General features: G+C 61.1%; 17 protein-coding genes. All 17 read right to left on the bottom strand.

The annotated features are described in order from the left end of the window. Nucleotides 1-83 precede the first annotated feature (83 nt). The 17 genes from H7R56_RS05065 to H7R56_RS04985 are packed head-to-tail and all read right to left on the bottom strand — an operon-like array spanning nt 84 to nt 14,173. On the bottom strand, nt 84-1,601 hold the full coding sequence (locus H7R56_RS05065) for a cobyric acid synthase (protein WP_106925978.1): 1,518 nt from the start codon (nt 1,599-1,601) through the stop codon (nt 84-86). Further along, on the bottom strand, nt 1,598-2,404 hold the full coding sequence (locus H7R56_RS05060; protein ID WP_106925976.1) for an energy-coupling factor ABC transporter ATP-binding protein: 807 nt from the start codon (nt 2,402-2,404) through the stop codon (nt 1,598-1,600). The genes H7R56_RS05065 and H7R56_RS05060 overlap by 4 nt, the downstream gene beginning before the upstream one ends. An 8-nt stretch (nt 2,405-2,412) precedes the next feature. Next, nucleotides 2,413-3,090, bottom strand: coding sequence for an energy-coupling factor ABC transporter transmembrane protein (locus H7R56_RS05055; RefSeq protein ID WP_106926119.1), 678 nt, complete (start codon nt 3,088-3,090; stop codon nt 2,413-2,415). Further along, nucleotides 3,077-3,358, bottom strand: a complete 282-nt coding sequence (locus H7R56_RS05050) for an energy-coupling factor ABC transporter substrate-binding protein (RefSeq protein ID WP_106925974.1) — start codon at nt 3,356-3,358, stop codon at nt 3,077-3,079. The genes H7R56_RS05055 and H7R56_RS05050 overlap by 14 nt, the downstream gene beginning before the upstream one ends. Before the next feature lies 1 nt (nt 3,359). Next, entirely contained in the window at nt 3,360-4,097 is a 738-nt protein-coding gene (gene cbiM, locus H7R56_RS05045; RefSeq protein WP_106925972.1) for a cobalt ECF transporter S component CbiM, read from the bottom strand. Further along, nucleotides 4,094-4,807: a cobalt-factor II C(20)-methyltransferase gene (locus H7R56_RS05040; protein ID WP_106925970.1), complete on the bottom strand. Its 714-nt coding sequence runs from the start codon at nt 4,805-4,807 to the stop codon at nt 4,094-4,096. The genes cbiM and H7R56_RS05040 overlap by 4 nt, the downstream gene beginning before the upstream one ends. Continuing rightward, nucleotides 4,804-5,583 (bottom strand): sirohydrochlorin cobaltochelatase, encoded by a 780-nt coding sequence (gene cbiK, locus H7R56_RS05035; protein WP_106925968.1) that lies wholly within the window; start codon nt 5,581-5,583, stop codon nt 4,804-4,806. The genes H7R56_RS05040 and cbiK overlap by 4 nt, the downstream gene beginning before the upstream one ends. Then, nucleotides 5,580-6,380, bottom strand: a complete 801-nt coding sequence (locus tag H7R56_RS05030) for a cobalt-precorrin-6A reductase (RefSeq protein WP_106925966.1) — start codon at nt 6,378-6,380, stop codon at nt 5,580-5,582. Before H7R56_RS05030 ends, cbiK begins: the two co-directional genes overlap by 4 nt. Further along, entirely contained in the window at nt 6,377-7,102 is a 726-nt protein-coding gene (locus H7R56_RS05025; RefSeq protein WP_065358106.1) for a precorrin-3B C(17)-methyltransferase, read from the bottom strand. Before H7R56_RS05025 ends, H7R56_RS05030 begins: the two co-directional genes overlap by 4 nt. Then, a complete protein-coding gene (cbiG, locus tag H7R56_RS05020) occupies nt 7,102-8,157 on the bottom strand; it encodes a cobalt-precorrin 5A hydrolase (RefSeq protein ID WP_106925964.1) in 1,056 nt (351 codons plus the stop codon). Before cbiG ends, H7R56_RS05025 begins: the two co-directional genes overlap by 1 nt. Then, nucleotides 8,138-8,911, bottom strand: a complete 774-nt coding sequence (locus H7R56_RS05015; protein WP_106925962.1) for a cobalt-precorrin-4 methyltransferase — start codon at nt 8,909-8,911, stop codon at nt 8,138-8,140. Before H7R56_RS05015 ends, cbiG begins: the two co-directional genes overlap by 20 nt. Further along, a complete protein-coding gene (locus tag H7R56_RS05010) occupies nt 8,904-9,473 on the bottom strand; it encodes a decarboxylating cobalt-precorrin-6B (C(15))-methyltransferase (protein WP_106925960.1) in 570 nt (189 codons plus the stop codon). The genes H7R56_RS05015 and H7R56_RS05010 overlap by 8 nt, the downstream gene beginning before the upstream one ends. Beyond that, on the bottom strand, nt 9,463-10,068 hold the full coding sequence (locus tag H7R56_RS05005; protein ID WP_182928539.1) for a cobalt-precorrin-7 (C(5))-methyltransferase: 606 nt from the start codon (nt 10,066-10,068) through the stop codon (nt 9,463-9,465). The genes H7R56_RS05010 and H7R56_RS05005 overlap by 11 nt, the downstream gene beginning before the upstream one ends. Then, nucleotides 10,062-11,201, bottom strand: coding sequence for a cobalt-precorrin-5B (C(1))-methyltransferase CbiD (gene cbiD, locus H7R56_RS05000; RefSeq protein ID WP_106925956.1), 1,140 nt, complete (start codon nt 11,199-11,201; stop codon nt 10,062-10,064). Before cbiD ends, H7R56_RS05005 begins: the two co-directional genes overlap by 7 nt. Then, nucleotides 11,198-11,833, bottom strand: coding sequence for a cobalt-precorrin-8 methylmutase (locus H7R56_RS04995; protein WP_106925954.1), 636 nt, complete (start codon nt 11,831-11,833; stop codon nt 11,198-11,200). The genes cbiD and H7R56_RS04995 overlap by 4 nt, the downstream gene beginning before the upstream one ends. A gap of 10 nt (nt 11,834-11,843) precedes the next feature. Beyond that, nucleotides 11,844-12,803, bottom strand: a complete 960-nt coding sequence (gene cbiB, locus H7R56_RS04990; protein ID WP_106925952.1) for an adenosylcobinamide-phosphate synthase CbiB — start codon at nt 12,801-12,803, stop codon at nt 11,844-11,846. Beyond that, nucleotides 12,800-14,173, bottom strand: a complete 1,374-nt coding sequence (locus tag H7R56_RS04985) for a cobyrinate a,c-diamide synthase (RefSeq protein WP_106925950.1) — start codon at nt 14,171-14,173, stop codon at nt 12,800-12,802. Before H7R56_RS04985 ends, cbiB begins: the two co-directional genes overlap by 4 nt. Nucleotides 14,174-14,194 lie beyond the last annotated feature (21 nt).

Genomic DNA, 14,194 nt, shown 5'->3' with positions numbered 1-14,194 from the left:
TTAAAATGACACCCTTAAGGGTGTTTTTTTTTGCCCGTCGTTCAGCCAACGCAGCGCCACCCGGTTGAATGGCGCCCCCTTCCCTAGGCTTCTCGATACTCGCGCATAATCGTATAAATCTTTTCAATATCAATATGCTGACGCATCGATGCTGCCAGGATATCAAACTGCTGCGCCTTATATTCTGCATAGTGAAAATCGTGGTTAAGCGCCGCCAGCCCTTTGCGCTCACGTAAGCCGTTAACCAGCGCGCGGGTAAACGCATCGCTGTCGAACAGGCCGTGCAAATAGGTGCCAAAGACCAGCCCATCTTCGCTGACCGCGCCATCCGCGCTGTACTGACCGTTTTTACACAGCTGCATCAGCGCACGACCGTCTCCTGACGGCGTGGTTTCACCCATATGAATTTCATAGCCGCACAGCGGCAGACCAGAGACCGGCGCCAGCCAGCCCGGCAGCGCATCGCCGAGCGTCGCGGTGGCCTGCGTGGTGGTTTTCGTCGGCGCAAAGCGCGTCACCACGTTTAGCAGCCCTAAGCCGGGCAGCGAGCCCAACCCTGACTCCACGTCATCGATGAGCGTATCGCCCAACATCTGATAACCGCCGCAAATACCCAGCACCGGCACGCCCTGACGCTGCGCCAGTAAAACGCCGTGCGCCAGCCCGTTATCCTGCAACCACAGCAAGTCGCCCAGCGTATTTTTACTGCCGGGCAGGATAATCAGGTCAGCGCCGGACAAATCTTCCGCATGCCGGACATAGCGCACCCGCACGTCCGGCTGCGCCGCCAGCGCGTTGAAGTCGGTAAAGTTAGAGATATGCGGCAGTTGCACCACCGCCACGTCAATCTCATACGCTGCCGCGTGACGGTATTTGCCCTTTTGCAGCGCCACGCCGTCTTCATCTTCCAGGTCAACTTCCAGCCACGGCATCACGCCCAGCACCGGCACATGAGTCAGCGCTTCAATCTGTTCAATACCAGAGTGCAGCAGCGCAACGTCGCCGCGAAACTTATTGATAATCACCCCTTTCACCCGCGCCCGTTCGTGCTCGCGCAGCAGCGCCAGGGTACCGTAGATAGCGGCAAACACGCCGCCCCGGTCTATATCGGCCACCAGAATCACCGGGCACTGCGCCATCTCGGCCATGCCCATATTGACGATATCGCGGTCACGCAGGTTAATCTCCGCCGGGCTGCCCGCCCCTTCCAGTACCAGCACCTCATACTCGCTCGCCAGACTCCGGTAGACGCTGAGAATCTGCTCGCGCAGGCGCGGCTTGTAGTCGTGATAGCTGACAGCGTCCATATCGCTCGCCACTTCGCCCATCAGTACAATCTGCGCTTTGCGGTCGCTGGTTGGCTTGAGCAGAATCGGGTTCATCCGCACATCCGGCGCAATGCCCGCCGCTTCCGCCTGAAAAATCTGTGCGCGCCCCATCTCTTTGCCATCTGGGGTAATGCCGGAATTGAGCGCCATATTCTGCGATTTAAACGGCGCGCAGCGCAGGCCATCCTGATAAAAAATCCGGCATAGCCCCGCCACCAGCATACTTTTCCCAACATCGGAGGCGGTGCCCTGCAACATAATGGCCTGTGTCATACGGTTCCTTTTTCACGCATCCGGCGGAAAAATTCCGCCTCGGTTTTACACAGCGGCAGCCCCAGCTCCGCATGCAGCTTCACCAGCCATGGCTGGCTCAACCCCGCTTGTTCAATCAGTGCTGTACGGGCAAACACCTCGCCCGGCTCGCCCTCAGCCAGCACTTCGCCGTGGCGCAGCACGTATACTGCGTCGCTAACTTCATAAATTAAATCAATATCGTGGCTGGAAATCACCACATGATTTCCCTGCGCCACGATGCGTTTGATGATATCGATCATCTGCGCGCGCCCGGAGGGGTCCAGCCCGGCGGTCGGTTCATCCAGCAGCAGGTAGCGCGCCTGTAATACCAGCGCACCGGCAATCGCCACCCGTTTTTTCTGCCCGTGGCTCAGGCATTGAATCGGCTGCTGACGGAAGTGCTGGGCATCAACCAGCGTCAGCGCGTCGTCTACCCGGCGGGCAATTTCCGTTTCCGGAACGCCCAGATTACGCAGGCTAAAGGCGATATCGCTATCAATATCGGTGTAGAAAATCTGCTGCTCCGGGTCCTGGAATACGGTCGCTACCTGCTGGCGCAGCGCCAGCAGCCCGCGCTTACTGTAGTCCAGCGGCTTGCCCTGCCACAGCACTGCCCCCTGCTGTGGGCGCAGCAGCCCGCTGAGGTTCATAAACAGCGTCGATTTTCCGCAGCCGTTCGCCCCAACGAGGCCGGTGACGGCCTGGCGCGAGAAGTCCAGCGTCAGCCCTTTGAGCGTCGGTTCCTGCTGGTAGCGAAACCAAAGGTCAGTGGTAGCCAGCATGGCGTTCCTTAGAGGTGAAAATCACCTTGATACAGTTTGATATCCAGTACGGTGCTCATCTGCTGATAGCGGATTAAAACACGCGTAAACAGCAGGCTGACCAGCATCGCCAGCGAGCGGTAGCCCAGACGAACGTTGCGATAACCAAAGCGCAGCGTCTGCGCCCGGTGGATCGCCATCGCCTCGTCCAGCAGGATAAAGATAAAGCGCCAGGTCAGCAGGATCTGCTCGATCAGCAGGCGCGGCACTCGTCCGCGTTTGAGCAGCACGATAAGCTGCGGGAACGGCAGATTCAACACCAGCCAGAAGGTCGCGGACAATGCGGCCAGGCTGCGCCAGAAGGTCGCGTTGGCGGTCGCAAGCCCGGCGGTGGTGATGCCGAGCGAGAACGAACCCAGCGGCACGCTCACCAGCAGCGCGTGCGGGTCGCGGCTGACGCTAAAAACAATCGTCACCACGCCTACCAGCAGAAAGCCCAGCGGCAGCGCCATCCAGCGAAGCCAGCGCCACAGCGAGATACGCAGCAGCCAGCAGGTAAAACCCGCCGTCAGTGCCATCAGCAGCGCCTGTCCGAGCGGCGGCAGGCTAAAGGCCAGCACCATCATCAGCAGCCAGAGCAGAAACTTTCGCTCTGGCTGCACGTGAAACCAGCGGCTTTGGTAACTCAGCCTATCAAGCCCGGTCATCATGGCGCTGGCGGCCCTTGTAGTAGCCGAGAATGTAGAAAATCACCGCCGCGCCGAGGGAACCCTGCAGGGTAAATAGCAGGCTCTCAATTTCGCCGCTTGCCGGTTCATAGAGCGGCTGGAACCACGGCTTATAGCCTGGATCAACGGCGCTAATCACGCCTTCAGCCTGATCGTCAGAACCACCGTATTCGCCGCCATGGTTGATAAAGAACGGCAGGATAACCAGCGCAATCACCATCGCCAGCAGGATTAATGTCTTTTTCATTTTAGCGCCCCTCAGTGGCGATCAGCTGTCGCTTGGTTAACTGGTCGTAGATCATCACCGTCAGCAAGCCTTCGGCAATGGCGATAGGAACCTGAGTCAGGCAAAAGATCCCCATAAACTTCAGGCTCGATCCAACAAAGCCCGCCTGCGGATCCGGAAAGGCCACGCCCAACTGGAGAGAGGTGACAAAGTAGGTCGCCAGGTCCGCCAGCATGGCGCACAGGAACACCGACACATCGCGGCGGAACCCGGCCTTACAGGCCATCTTCCACACCAGATAGCCGACGATTGGCCCAATTACCGCCATTGACATGCCGTTAGCGCCAAGCGTCGTCAGGCCGCCGTGAGCCAGCAGCAGCGCCTGGAACAACAGTACGATCGCCCCCAGAATAGCCACTACGCCCGGCCCGAACAAAATGACTGCCAGCCCCACGCCGGTCGGGTGCGAGCAGCTCCCGGTGACGGACGGGATCTTCAATGCCGAGAGGACAAAAATAAACGCCCCGCACAGCGCCAGCAGCACCTTCTGGTTGCTGTCTTCCTGCACGATGCGGCGCAGGCGAACCAGCCCGTACCATAGGCACGGCAGGAACAGCAGCCACCAGGCCAGCGCCCACATCGGCGGCAGGAAGCCTTCCATGATGTGCATCGCAAAGGCTTCTTGCGGTACCACCAGCAGCAGTATCGCCGCCGCGAATCCACTGAGCGATAACTGCTTCAGCTGTTGTTCCAGTTTCATTTTCCTTGCTCCCACTGTTTATTCACCAGAATGGTGGAGAAATACGGCAGCGGCAGGTCGTCAGCGACCTCGCCTAAATGCCGCCAGCACTGTTCACCCGGCAGCGTCGCCTCGGCCATCAGCAGTGCGTTATCCAGCAGTCCTGCTTTTGCCAGCAGCGCTTTAATACGCGGAAAACGGCCATAGACTTTCATCAGCACCAGGCTGTCGTGCTGCGCCAGCGCGCGTTCAATCTCGTCTTCCGGCGCGGTGCAGGCGACCACCGCCAGCGACTGCTGTTCCATTGCCAGCGGCGTTTTGCTGCGCGCGGCAATGGCAGCGAACGAGGTCACGCCGGGCACAATCTCCAGCCACTCAGGGCTGCCAATGCGCTGGAGTAAAAAGACCCAGGTGCTGAACAGCATCGCGTCACCGAGGGTGATAAAGCCCACGCGCTTCCCGGCTTCCACTTCGCGTACCAGCGCCGCCGAAACGTCATCCCAGACGGCCTCTTTTTCAGCGCTGTCGGCGCTCATCGGGAAGTGGCAGCAGCGTACTTCGGTCTGTTCGCCGAGGTATTCGCGCACGATGGAGAGCGCCAGGCTGTCGCCGCCTTTGCGGCCAGCCGGGGCGTAAAGAATATCCAGCGAGCCCAGAATGCGCGCCGCGCGAATGGTAATCAGGTCAGACGCACCCGGCCCGGTGCTCAGGGCATACAGTTTGCCGCTCATGCTGCCTCCAGAGACTGCTGTAAATGGTCAACAAACATGGCGCGCACCACCGGGTTTTCGCCCAGCCCGCACAGCCACGGCGTAGCCGGAATGCCCGCCGCGTTAAACAGCGTCTTCCACGAATCTTCTTCGTCGGAGGCCATGTCGTTGATAGCGTGGTCGCCCGCCACCAGCATCAGCGGCATCAGGTGTACGGCGCTGACGCCCTCTCTGCTCATGCTCTCAATCAGCACCTCCACTTCCGGGTAGCTCTCCACCGCGCCAACCCGCGCCGGGAAGCGCTGGGCGGTCATCATATGGTCGAGGCAGGCGTAGGCAGCAAAGGCGTGGTGGCTGGCGCCGTGGCCCATAAACACCACCTTTTCGTTGGCGTTCAGCGCAGGCATTTGTTGGGTGAGCGCCTCCATCAGACGCACATAGTCGTCGTGGCCGCTCAGCAGCGGCGTGCCGAGGGTCAGGCGTTTAAACAGCGGGCGCAGGCTCTGTACTTCGCGGGCAATTTTCTCGTACTCGTCGCCATTGATAATGTGCAGCGACTGAACCGCCACATCGTCATAGCCGAGGTCCGCAAGCTTTTGCAGCGCCTCAAGCGGCGTATCGGTTTCAATGCCGTCGCGGGCTTTCAGCTTGCGGATAATCATGCCCGAGGTAAAGGCGCGGAACAGGTCACGATCGGGGCAACTGGCCGCCAGTTCGCGTTCGCAGGCGACAATATTCTTCTCGCAGGTATCGTGGTAGCTGGTGCCGAAGCTCACCACCAGTAGGGCTTTTTTCATGCTTGATTCCTTTTGTCGTCGGCCAACCAGCGCGCTAAGCGCTCGGCAAAGGCGGACTGACTTTCCAGTAGTTCATCGCCGGACACCAGCGGTGCCGGACGGGTAATCACGATGCAGGGAAGTCCGGCGTCCAGGCAGGGTTGTACCTTCTCCAGATAGCCGCCTTCCGCGCCGGAGGCTTTGGTCACCACCACGTCGGCGCGGCAGTGACGATAAAACGCGGCGTTAAATTCCGCGCTGAACGGCGCGCAGATAGCAAAAATCTCGCCCACGCCAAAGCCGAGGTCGGCGCACTGCTGCACCACGTTCGGCACCGGCAGCACGCGGGCCAGCAGCGTTTTTTCCGGCAGCCCGGCGCGCCACAGTGCCAGGTCTTTGCTGCCAGTGGTCAGCAGCACCCGCTGGCCCAGCGGTTTAATCTGCTCACAGGCTTCATCAATGCTGCCGACGTAGTGCAGCAGCGGGTGCGTCAGTTCATCCCGTTGATCCGGGCGCTGGTAGCGACTCAGCAGGACACCCGCTTGCGCACAGGCGTCCAGCACGTTGCGGCTGACCGCTTCGGCATACGGGTGCGACGCATCAATCACCCAGCGTGTGTTGTGTTCACGAAGCCAGGCGACCATCTCTTCCCGCTCCAGACGACCGCAGCGCACCTGCCCCTGAATATCGCCCGCCAGCGCTTCGCCGGTGGGTGTCGCCACCGACACGGTGTAGCGCACCTGCGCGGCATCCAGCTGCAGGCAAAGCGCGCGCGCATCGCTGGTGCCGCCCACCACCAGCACGTCACCGAAACTCACAGCACGTAGCCTCTAGGCGTGATCATCAGGCCGTCCTGCACATAGGTGGTTTTATTGCCGACGATGACCAGGCTGGTCATGTCCACCGGTTCAAAGTCCATCGCGCCGAGCGTAGTGAGCCATTTTTCCTGCTTTTTGCGCCCGGCCGACTTCACCACGCCCACCGGCGTATCGGCGCTTTTAACCGCGGAAAGCAGTTCAAAGGCGCGCGCCAGATGCCCTTCGCGACCCCGGCTGCGCGGGTTGTAGAAGCAGATAACGAAGTCGGCTTCCCCGGCGGCGATAATACGTTTCTCGATCACCGGCCACGGGGTGAGCAGGTCGCTCAGGCTGATATGGCAGAAGTCGTGCATCAGCGGCGCGCCCAGCAGTGAGGCCGCCGCAATGCTGGCGGTCATGCCCGGGATCAGGCGCACTTCCACGTCCAGCTTCTGTTTGCTGACCAGTTCCAGCACCAGCCCCGCCATGCCGTAAATGCCCGCATCACCGCTGCTAATCAGCGCCACGTTGTGCCCGGCCTGCGCCAGTTCAATCGCCGCCTGACAGCGTTCAATCTCTTTGCACATCCCGGTTTTGATCACCTGCTTATCGCCGGTAAAGGCTTTCACCAGGTGGGTATAGGTTTTGTAGCCGACGACGATTTCTGCCGCCTGCAGCGCCTCGACGGCCTCCATGGTCATCATGGCCTGCGAGCCAGGGCCGATCCCAATTACGCTTAACATCAGTATGTGACTCCCAAAGTAATGGTGATCCCCTGTTCACGCAGGGTTCCACCGAGTAAGTGCCCATCGCTTAACAGCCATGCCGACGGGCCGGAAACGCTGCCAACGCCGACCGTTTGTTTGACAAACAGCGATGAGGGAAAACGGTGCTCATGCTCGCGCAGAGCGGACACGCTAAACACCTCAAACGGTACGTCGAGGTCGCTTGCCAACTGAATCAGCCCCAGTTCATCCTGCTTAAGGACAATGCTGCCGATAGCCTTCAGCGCCAGCGGGTCCAACTGCTGAAGTGCCAGCTGGCGCATCAGCAGCGCGCTAATCAGCTCGCGCGGGGTGCCGCGACGGCAGCCAATGCCCGCAACGATGCGCCGCGGGACCAGCTTCCAATGGGGCACCGGCAGATCGGGTAACGTTTTACGCAAGGTGATACACACCAGCCCATCGAGGTCGGGCAGCGTATGAAGATCGGTAACCGGAATAAAACCGCGTAGGTCGCAGCGGCGAATATCAGCGCTAAAACGGTCGTCCCACCACAGCCCAACCCGCTGCTGGCTGACGAGCATTTGGTTAACCGCCTTTACCGCGGCGCGAAAGTCGTGCATCCGCGCGTTGAGCTGACAGGCCAGCGTATCCAGCGCCGCCACCTCATTCACGTCGGTGGCGGTGGTGATGACCGGCTCCACGTCGAGAATGCCCGCCAACCGTCGTGCCAGGTCGTTCGCGCCGCCCACGTGGCCGGAAAGCAGGCTAATCACGTGCTGGCCGCGTTCATCAATCACCACCACCGCCGGGTCGCGGAGCTTATCAACCAGCAGCGGCGCCAGCACGCGTACCGCGATGCCGGTCGCGCCGATAAACACCAGCGCTGAATAGTGCGTAAATGCCCGCTGCACGGTACGGGAAAAGCTGCCGTCAAAAGGCAGGAATCCCTCCACCACCAGCCCTTCGCGGGTAAAGCAGGTCATCGGCAGCGCCGAGTGTAGCCGCCTGGCCAGCGCGACGCCGCCGGGGGTCAGGCAGAACAGCGCAATGCGCTCAGGCTTTGCGGTATTCATGGCTAAAATCTGCGGCGTAGAGGCGCGAGTAGTGGTATTCCTCGCCGAGAAAATCCCCGACCAGGATCAGCGCCGTTTTACGGATGTCGGCATCGCGCACTTTATCGGCGATATCCAAAAGCGTACCGCGTACGGTCTGGCTCTCGGGCCAGGTAGCCTTGTAAATCACCGCCACCGGCGTGGTCGCCGGGTAGCCGCCGTCAATCAGCCGCTCGGCGACTTTGTTGATGCGCTGTACGGAGAGGTAAATCGCCATTGAGGTGCGATGCTGGGCAAAGGATTCCAGCTGTTCGCGCTCTGGCACCGGCGTACGCCCTTCCAGGCGAGTGATGATCAGGCTTTGCGAGACTTCCGGTACCGTGTACTCGACGCCCAGCTCCGCCGCCGCGCCGAGAAACGCGCTGACGCCCGGCACCACCTGCCAGTCAATGCCGCGACGGGTCAGCTCTTCGCCCTGCTCGCGCACCGAACCGTACAGCGACACGTCGCCGGTTTGCAGGCGCACCACCGTTTTTCCGGTCTTCACGCCCGCTTCCATCAGGTCGAGGATTTGCTCAAGGTGCAGCTCGGCGCTGTCGTGGCACTCGGCTTCCGCCGGGCAGTAGCTCAGCAGTTCGGGGTTAATCAGCGAACCGGCGTAAATCACCACCTGCGCCTGTTGCAGCAGGCGGTAGCCTTTCAGAGTAATCAGTTCGCGGTCGCCCGGCCCGGCGCCGACGAACCAAACGCAGCGTGTATCAAAAGCCTCAGCCATGGTGTCGCTCCTTGTGACAAGCAAGCACAAAAACGGGATTGTGCGGTTTAAAATAGTGACCGGTGCCCAGCGCCGTCAGCGTTGAAACATTCAACTGCTGGCAGTCAACCGCCGGGACTCCGACGCGCTGGAGATGCTCGAGAGCACAGTGCAGGTTCTCCTGCAAAATAAAGGTCATCACCAGACGCCCGCCCGGGCGAAGCTGGCGCAGAGACCAGTCGATAAGCGCGCAGAGATGGCCGCCGCTGCCGCCCATAAAGACCGCGTCGGCGAGCGCATCAACCGTCAGCGGCGCTTCGCCTTCTACGATGTGAATATTCCGGCACTCAAAGCGCTGACAGTTTTCCGCCAGCAGATGCAGCGCCGCCGGATTGCGCTCAATCGCCGTCACCGTCAGCGCCGGATTTTGCAGCGCGGCTTCAATCGACACGCTGCCGGTGCCTGCGCCAATATCAATCAGGTGACTCGCACCGTGCAGCTCAAGTTTTGAGAGCGCCAGCGCGCGCACTGCCTCTTTGGTCATCGGCACCTTTTCGCCGCGTAAAAACAGCTCATCTTTCATCGAGGATCACCACCGTGTTCATCTCATAATCGCGCTCCACGGCGCTAACCGGCAGCCAGTGGATGCGTTCGTTGTCCTGCGCCAGGTTTTCGCCAATCACCATCCAGCGGTGTCCCTTACCGCGCGCCACCAGTTCAGCGGCGATGGCTTTCGGGCCGCAGCGTTTGTCGGTGACCATCGCCACCTTGCGGTGGCTCGCCAGCCTGTCGAAATCCACCTCGCGCCCGTGGCTGCTGGTCAGCCACATGTCGTTCATATCAATGCCCGCCTGCGCGCACAGGTATTGCACGGCGCTGACGCCGGGGATCACCCGCACGTTTTCACGGCCAAAATGGGCAATAAGCCGCGTGCCGATGCCGTAAAACAGCGGGTCGCCGGAGGCCAGCACCACCACGTTTTGCGCCTGTCGCGCCTCAATCCACGCCAGCACCTGGGGAATATTGGCGCCCAGCGGGCAGCGTTCACCATCAAACGCCGGAAACTGCGCCAGATGGCGCACGCCGCCAACCAGCGCATCAGCTTGTTTCACCGACTCCACGGCCTGCGGCGTCATCAGCTGTACGCCCGCCGGGCCCATTCCGACGACGGTTAACATTGCATGTCCTTGACGATCTCGTTGACCGGGCGATTGCTGCCGAGGATCTGGTTATCAAAGGCAAACATGATGGCATCGCAGATGGGCGGATTTTGCGTGAAGCGCAGCCGCTCCAGCACACGCTGGCAGATGCGCTTGGCCAGATGGTTGTAGATTTTCTGGAAGCCGTGAGCGTCAATGTGTTCCATTGCCGCTTCGGTGGTGTCGCACTCGCTCACCAGAGTGAGCAGTTCAAGGGGCGCGCCGAGCAGCGCCAGATGGGCCACCAACGTCTCCATGCGCCCGTCGGCGATATGGCTGTGGGTGTGGAAAATCCCGGCGGCGATTTTGACCAGCTTGCCGGGGTGGCCAATCAGCACAATCTGGCGGAAGCCAAGGCGCACCGACTCTTCAATCATGTAGCCGACAAAGTTGCTCATGGTGACCACCACCTGCGAGTCAATGCCCATCTGCTCGCGTACGAAGCGTTCGCCGTGGTTGCCCGGTACCAGCACCACGCGCGCCAACCCGGCGGCACGTTTCATCTCCAGTTCCAACGCCAGCGAGCGTTTCCAGCTCTCTTCCGACATCGGCGTCACGATACCGGTGGTGCCAATAATCGAAATGCCGCCCAGAATGCCCAGCCGCGCGTTATAGGTTTTCTTCGCCCGCTCTTCGCCCTCTGGGGCAAAAATCTCCACCTCTGCGCCGCGCGCCGGGCCGATGGCTTCACGAACGGCGGTTTCAATGGTGTGTCGCGGGGTACGATTAATCGCCGCGCTGCCGATGGGCAACCCGATGCCTTTGCGGGTAACGGTGCCAACACCTTCGCCGCCGCGCAGGATAATCTCGCCGCTGTCGTTGACGGTGACGCGAGCAAAAATCAGCATCCCGTGGGTAGCGTCGATATCATCGCCGCCATCTTTGCGGATGGCGGCAATACCCTGCTGGCCTTCGACGTGCGGGGATTCGACATTCAGGTTTAGCGTCACGCCCGACGGCGTGACAATCGAGATCTGGTGAATCAGGTGCTGGCGCATCACCATCAGCGCGGCGACTTTCGCCGCCGCCGTGGCGCTGGAGCCGGTGGTGTAGCCTTTGCGCAGCGCTTTGCCGTTATGCCACACCGGGGCATCAAAGGCGGGCTCGCTCATCGCGCCCCCTGCAGATGGTAGAGAATGGCGTTGACGATCGCCGCCGCAACGTTGCTGCCACCTTTACGCCCCAGCGCGGCAATGCCCGGCAGGCTGCTTTTGCTCAGCGCCTCTTTGGATTCCGCCGCACCGACAAACCCGACCGGCACGCCAATCACCCCGCCGACCTCCAGCGCGTTATGCTCCATCAGGCGAAACAGCGCGGTTGGCGCATTACCGAAGACAAACACTTTGTCGCCCTCCTCTTTGGCGGCAATGTCCACCGCCGCCATCGAGCGGGTAATGCCCTGCGCTTTGGCCTCGCGCACCACGCGCGGGTCGCTGATGTAGCAGCGGCACTCGCCGCCGAAGGTGGCCAGCAGGTTTTTGTTGATGCCGGAAAGTACCATGGTGGTGTCGGTGTAGAGCGTGCACGGGCGGCTCAGCGCCTCGCACAGGCGGGTTAATGCATCCGGCGAGAACCACAAAATATCCAGCCACTCGAAGTCGGCGGTGGTGTGGATCACCCGTTTGATAATCGCTTCGTGCAAGGGGCTGGCGAAGCGATACTCCGGGCGCGTTTGCGCGATAATCTCGCTGATAATCTCGAAGCTTTTGCGCTCAATCGCTTGCGGTTGCTGGATATAGTTCATGCAGTGCTCCTCAGGCCACGCCGATAAGCCAGAACCTGACCGCCATAAACAGCAGCAGGGCCAGCGTTGACGCTACCCACATCAGTCGAATCGTTCGGGAAATATCATCAATGGCAATCGGGCGATGCGCGTCGCCAATCCACGGCTTGTTCACCCGCTCGCCAAAATAGTCGTTAGGGCCGCCAAGACGGATGCCCAGCGCCCCGGCGACGGTCGCTTCAGACCAGGCGCAGTTGGGGCTGCTGTGGTTTTTACGGTCGCGCCAGCCGATACGCAGCGCGCGCGCGCCATTATCGCGGCAGATAAAGGCGGCAAGGCCAATCAGCAGCCAGCTCAGACGCGCGGGAATGAAGTTCGCCACGTCGTCGAGACGCGCGCTGACCATGCCAATTGCCCGGTATTTTTCGTGCTTGTAACCCACCATCGAGTCGAGGGTGTTCACCGCTTTGTAGGCCATCGCCAGCGGCGCGCCGCCGAGCAACAGGAAGAAGAGCGGCGCGATAATGCCGTCGACGGTGTTTTCCGCCACCGTCTCCACCACCGCGCGGTTGATCTGTTCCGGCTGTAGCTGTGAGGTATCGCGCCCGACAATCCACGACAGCTTGATACGGCTTTCGGCAAGATCGCCTGCCCGCAGCGGACGTTCGACCGCCTGCGCCGACTGCGCCAGGCAGCGCCCGGCCAGCACCGTGAAAATCATCCACACCTCAACGCCAAAACCCAGCCACGGATGCACGCTCGCGGCGAGGTGCAGCACGCCCCAGGCAACGGCGTAACTCAGCCCCACCACCACCAGCCACATCACCCCGCCGCCAATACGCAGCGCAAGGTCGGTATGACACATCCTGCGCACCGCGCGCTGCACGGCGTTAATCAGGTTGCCTATCCAGCGCACTGGATGCGGCCAGCTGTGCGGGTCGCCGATGATGAAATCAAGCCCCCAGGCCAGGCACCAGGCCAGCAGCGTCATTGGGCACTCCTTGCGGCGGCAAACCAGTGGTTGAGCATCGACGGGTTCTGAGCAAAATGGAGATGCAGGTAGCTGGCAAAAGTATTGCCACGTTGCCAGCCACCGGCCCACTGCTGGAGCACCGCGCCGTCGCGGGTTTTACGGCACGCCATCACCGCAGGCGTCTGGGCGGTAAAATCGGAATAGTGGAATTCGTGGCCGCGCAGCACGTCGCCGGGAGCAGCGAGCAGCGTTGGCTGCTGCGCCTGCGCTTCGCAGTAGCCAAAGCGGGTCAGCCGGGAGCCCATTTTGCTGTGGCCGGGCAGAATATCGGCCATTGCGTAGGTATCACCGTTCTTATCTTCCAGCGTGGTGCCAAGGTACATCAGGCCGCCGCATTCGGCGTAAATCGCCACGCCGCGCTCGTGCGCCGCGCGCAGCTGCGTCAGCATTGGCTGGTTATCTGCAAGGGCACGGGCGTGCAGTTCCGGGTAACCGCCGCCGAGCCAGATCATCTGGCAATCGGGCAGCACCGCGTCATGCAGCGGGCTAAAGCGCACAATCTTCACGCCAGCACGCAGCAGCAGTGCCAGATTGTCCGGGTAGTAGAAGTTGAAGGCTTCATCATCGGCAAGGGCGAGCGTCAGCCCCGCGCCGGAGTCCGGCATGGGCGGCCATTGGCCGGAAGGTAAAGTGCGCAATGCGCTCAGTTCAAGCAGACGATCGGCATCCAGCGTTCGCTCCAGCACGGTAGCAAAGTCTTGCCATGGCCCATTGTCGAGCGCCGATTCTCGGGCAGTGACCAGCCCAAGATGGCGCTCCGGCAACGATACGCCGTCCACGTGCGGCACATAGCCCAGCACAGGAAGGCCGCAGTAGCGTTCAATGGCGTGCTTAAGCAGCTGGAAGTGGCCCTCGCTGTTGACGCGATTCACGATGACGCCAGCGATATTCAAGCGGGGATCGAAGTGCTGAAACCCCATCACCGTCGCGGCAATAGAAGTTGAAACCGCCTTACCGTCCACCAGCAGAATCACCGGACAGCCCAGCTGTTTCGCCATCGCCGCGCTGCTGCAATAATCAGGGTCGGTGCCGTAGCCATCGTAAAGGCCCATGACGCCTTCAATGACGGCAACATCGGCCTGCTGCATATGTTCGCAGAACAGCGCATTAAGCGTGGGGGCAGGCAGCATATAGCTGTCGAGATTATGGGAGGTAACGCCGCTAAGGGCGCTGTGCCAGCCGGTATCAAGGTAGTCCGGCCCGACTTTGTAAGGCTGAACGCGCAGGCCGCGTCGCTGTAACAGCGTAAGCAGACCCAGCGTTACCGTGGTTTTACCACAGCCGCTGCCGGTCCCGGCGAGAACAAATGCGTGCTGTCTGGCTGCCATACCCTGACCCTATGCAGGGTG

The organism is Klebsiella sp. WP3-W18-ESBL-02, from assembly GCF_014168815.1.
GTDB classification, from domain to species: Bacteria; Pseudomonadota; Gammaproteobacteria; order Enterobacterales; family Enterobacteriaceae; genus Kluyvera; species Kluyvera ascorbata_B.
This window is presented reverse-complemented; position numbering and strand designations above follow the sequence as displayed.